The organism is Methanocrinis sp. (assembly GCF_049974945.1).
GTDB lineage: Archaea > Halobacteriota > Methanosarcinia > Methanotrichales > Methanotrichaceae > Methanocrinis.
In genome coordinates, this window is record NZ_JBNGCU010000153.1 from 1 (window position 1) to 3,080 (window position 3,080).

2 protein-coding genes and 1 pseudogene are annotated in these 3,080 nt (G+C 57.3%); all 3 read right to left on the reverse strand.

Annotated features, from left to right (window positions below; translation table 11 throughout):
- Positions 1-412: 412 nt before the first annotated feature.
- Positions 413-1,552 (reverse strand): glycosyltransferase family 4 protein, encoded by a 1,140-nt coding sequence (locus ACP5EL_RS09985; protein WP_428402364.1) that lies wholly within the window; start codon positions 1,550-1,552, stop codon positions 413-415.
- A gap of 118 nt (positions 1,553-1,670) precedes the next feature.
- Positions 1,671-2,804 carry a glycosyltransferase family 4 protein gene (locus ACP5EL_RS09990; RefSeq protein ID WP_428402365.1) on the reverse strand — a complete coding sequence of 378 codons (1,134 nt, stop codon included), beginning with the start codon at positions 2,802-2,804 and terminating at the stop codon, positions 1,671-1,673.
- Between the two features lie 43 nt (positions 2,805-2,847).
- Positions 2,848-3,080, reverse strand: a pseudogene (locus ACP5EL_RS09995) (glycosyltransferase family 2 protein); the annotation flags it as partial.

Genomic DNA, 3,080 nt, shown 5'->3' on the forward strand with positions numbered 1-3,080 from the left:
AGAAAGAAGCCTCTATCGTCCTCGAAGACCTTCGGCTTTATCAAGAGGGCATCGGAAATTGCAAGCCTTTTAAACTTGAAGGGCATCTAAATCGCCTTCCAAACGACATACTGCCATCAGGTCTTTAGCCACCTCATCCTCCGGCTCTGTCCCCTTTCGCCCTTTGTCGAAATTCATAAATTTTTCCGTCCTGCCTCTATCATCTGAATTTGAGCCGACGTCAAGCCGTTGCCCTTTTAGGTTGGGGGCTCAACTCATCCTCAAACCTTTCGGTCGAAGAGCCGTTGGATCCGGGGCCAGCACCTCTGCTGGTCTCTGACCAGAATGCCCAAACCAATCCGCATCGCTCTTCCTCTCCAGGTCTCTTGCTCCTGCCACCCCTCGCCGGGATCAAAAGAGCCGACTTCCAAAATCAACCTCCTTTGATCAGGCCCTCGTAGAGGGCCTGCGTCTTCAAAGCCACGCGGTTCCAGCTGTAACTTCTCTCTGCAATCTTCCTTCCGACATATCCCATTCTGAGCCTGAGTGCCTCGTTCTTCAACAATTTTGTTATGGCTTCCGCCAGAGCCTTCTCGTCTCCGCTCTCGACTATCAGACCCGCGCCGTACCGCTTCACCATCTCTGCGACGCCGACGATCTCGGTGCTCACCACAGGCCTTGCGCAGGCCATCGCCTCCAACAGAACCATTCCGAAGGTCTCTTGGCTCGCAGATATGGATGGCAGCACGAATAGATCGCAGCTGTTGTAGAGTTCGACGATATCGTCCTCGGGGACGCGGCCGAGAAATTCGACCCGATCTTTGAGGCCCAGGGAAGAGGCCATATTCTCATAGCGGTCCAAAAGCTCTCCCCCGCCCCCCACGACCAGCTTCGCCTCCGGCACCTCTTTGACCACGTCCACCATCGCCATGAGCAGCCTGTCCAGACCTTTGAACCTGTGAAATCTGTCAAGCACACTTATGAAGAGAACCTTCTTTCCCACCGGATGTTCTTTCTCAGGAAGGTCGATGGGTCTGAACCTCTTGATGTCCACTCCCACCGGTATTATCTCTATCTTATGGGAGTAATGCTTCAAATATGGCGAAGATTCGATCACTTTTGGATTGGTTATTATTATTTTGGAAGATTTATTCAATACGATTTTTTGGTTTACATTGTTATATATTTTCGCCGCATAGCTCATCCGGCCTCGGCCCACGATATCGCTGTGGTGGGTCAAGACCATCGGCCTGCCCTTCACCGCCGCAGCCAGAGCGCTCCAGTCGGCCGACCAGGGGGTGGGGAGATGGGTGTGGACGAGGTCGAACTCCTCCCTCAGGATCTCGACCGGCAGGGTGGGGGTGATGTTCGTATTCGCCACCTTGCCGATGTAGGGGAGCCGACGAACCCTCACTCCGTCCAGGATCTCCTCTCTCTCCGACTTGGGCTCGTCTGCACATAGGACGGTCACCTCGTGGCCGAGCCTCGCGAGCTCTCTGCTCAGGTTGTAGACGTAATTCTCCACCCCGCCTGCGAAGGGTGGAAACCTGACCGGCGTCTGCAGTATCTTCATCTTATCCCCTGCTTAACGACCGCTTGAACCACGGCTTCATCATTTCGGAGCTGCGGTCCCCGCCCGGCACGATAGCCCCAATCGAAGGCCGGATTCAACGGCCAAATAACCACTTTCCCTAAGAGGCCACCTTCTCATATTCCCTCTCCATCGCGTCGGTGACAGCTGACCAGTCGTACCTCTCCGCGACCTTCCTCGACGGCTCGGAGAGGCCGATGTGCTTCTCCTCCTTCAACAGATCCAGGATGGCCCCGGCCACCGCCTCTGGGCTGAGGTCGACGACCATGCCATTCAGCCCGTCCTCCACCAGATCCGAGGCGGCGTTCATCTCGGAGCGGACCGTCACGACGGGAAGACCGCAGGCGTTCGCCTCCAGAAGCGAGATCCCAAACCCCTCCCTCGTCGACGGAAGGACGAAGATCCGAGAAGACTTCACACCGGCTATCACCTCTTCGTCTGTATCCAGAAATCCCAGGAAGTCGACGTTATCCTCGACCTTCAGCCCCCTCACCAGCCCTCCGAGGTCCTCCATCTCGGGGCCGTCGCCGATGATCGCGCACCTGATCTCGGGGATCTCCTCTTTGAGCAGGCCCACCGCCTCGATGAGGAGGTCAACCCTCTTGTGGGCCGAGAGCCTGCCGGCATAGACCAGGTCGTAGGCCGGATCGCGGGCCCCGACGGAGTCGATCTTCTCCAGGTCCACCCCGTTGGGCACGACCACCATCCTCTCGCTTTCGACTCCCATGGAGAGGAGGTCCAGCCTCACCCTCTCCGATACGGGGATAATCCTGTCCGGAAGACGAGCCGTCAGCCTCTCTACGGCCTTTCCGAAGATCGCCATCCATCCCAGGTACTCGTCCCAATAGTCGCCCCAGACCTCGTGCCAGGTTATGATGAGCGGCGTCCGTTTCAGGGTGGAGAAGAGCTTTGCCGAAAAGCAGGGAAGGTAGGGGAACTGCTGTGAATCGATGACGTCGAAATCCCCTCTCAGCGACCAGAGGAGGCTCCAGGAAAAGCGGATCGCTGCCCTGATCGATCTCTTACCCTCGACGTAGAGCTCCAGAGGATCGCATACTCCGTGCAGATGGACCCCCTCTCGCTCGACGGCGTCCTCGCCGTCCCAGTACTTCATCCCGAAGATGTGGACCTCGTGGCCCTTAGCGGCGAGCCTCCGGGATATCTCCCAGACCCTCTTCTCAGAGCCGCCCTTAACGTAGGGGTAGATCACGTCGTGAACGTATGCGATCCTCATGAGGACCAGGCCTGAGGCTCTCGGCTCTTCGGTTCTTTGGGCCTCATCTCTTATCCCCGTTCTCAGATCTCAGCAATAGCAGACTTATAAAGATCGCCGAGAAGATGGTCTGAATTCCCATGATGGTGAGGATCATCGCCATCACCGACTTCTGCATCTCCTGGAGAGATCCGCATCCCGTCGCCATCCAGCTCGCGATCACGTTCATACCCAGGATCACCCCGGACGCCAGAAGGACTCCGCCGACGGCCAGCTCCTTCTCCAGGGAGTGGTAGC

Excerpts from the sequence above, each read along its gene's own strand:
- ACP5EL_RS09985 (WP_428402364.1), bottom strand. The coding sequence starts at position 1,552 with ATGAAGATACTGCAGACGCCGGTCAGGTTTCCACCCTTCGCAGGCGGG.
- ACP5EL_RS09990 (WP_428402365.1), bottom strand. The coding sequence starts at position 2,804 with ATGAGGATCGCATACGTTCACGACGTGATCTACCCCTACGTTAAGGGC.